The sequence below is a fragment of the Paenibacillus chartarius genome, assembly GCF_042432825.1.
Lineage (GTDB): Bacteria > Bacillota > Bacilli > Paenibacillales > NBRC-103111 > Gordoniibacillus > Gordoniibacillus chartarius.
Genome location: NZ_JBHLWN010000087.1, coordinates 1 through 1,034, shown reverse-complemented (window position 1 = coordinate 1,034; position 1,034 = coordinate 1). Strand labels below are relative to the sequence as shown.

Genomic DNA, 1,034 nt, shown 5'->3' with positions numbered 1-1,034 from the left:
CCAAAGATTTGGAGCCCTTTTTATGTTTTTAATGCGCAGTACTTTCGAAATTCAGGATTATTTTTATCTAGAACCGGTCAATCAGATGAGTAAATACGGAAACATGACAGAACAAAACTATAAAAAGAAAAATGAAATTTACTTTCGATGCATCGTAAATTTCTTTAAGAGCAGCATATACCATAATCCTAACTCGAAACACTATTTTATTTGCAATGAAACCCAACACCTAAATTTCATACCTGACTTTGACTTCATAAGGTTCTGCAACGACAACAATATTGTAATTATTAATAAAGCGCCTCACTATACAAAACCTACCGAGAAATGGGCTGGGTCAATGTACTTCTTCGATTCAGTAGATAGCATTGAAACTCAGTATTTGCCTTCAAGTAGTGAAGACGATCTCTATTTATTCTTCGACAATGACGTGATCATTAATGGCGATCTGTCCGTTTATTTTCAAAATAAAAATGAATACCAATGGTTTGCTTATGATATTTCGGATGAGATTAGAAAGAAACCATCCTTCCATGGCGTAGATTTGAAGCAAATGAACAAAAAATTCACTGTTATCGGTGGCGAAGCAGTAGGATTACGTGGGAAATTCATTACACCATTCATGAATAATTTTAGGACGTTGTATCAAAAAATAGACAATTTTTACACTGAAGAACATTACCTATCGCAAATTCTCTCCGTCAACTTGATAGATGAATATAGTGGCCTTTACATAAATGATACTTGTAAACGAATATGGACAAATGTCTCGAACAATAATGTGGATGAAAATGACAAACAACTAAGAATATTACATCTTCCTTCGGAGAAAGAATACGGTCTGTATTGGTTGAGTAAGCATCTCTTAAAAAATAGTGGTTACAGCCCTGATGACGTTCTTAAAATCATCGGAATACCGAAAAAAACAACTTCCACCAAGATGCGATTCTATATAAAGAAAATCAGCAAAAGACTAGAAGTCCGGTGATTTAAGTCAGTTGTATCCGTCTCTTCGGCATGAAAAAAGAGGAAAA

The 1,034-nt window shown here is 34.3% G+C and carries 1 protein-coding gene; it reads left to right on the top strand.

What is annotated here, in order from left to right:
- The coding region (locus ACFFK0_RS22850; protein WP_377472678.1) for a hypothetical protein at positions 1 to 988 on the top strand (988 nt) is incomplete at its 5' end.
- Between the last annotated feature and the right edge of the window lie 46 nt (positions 989 to 1,034).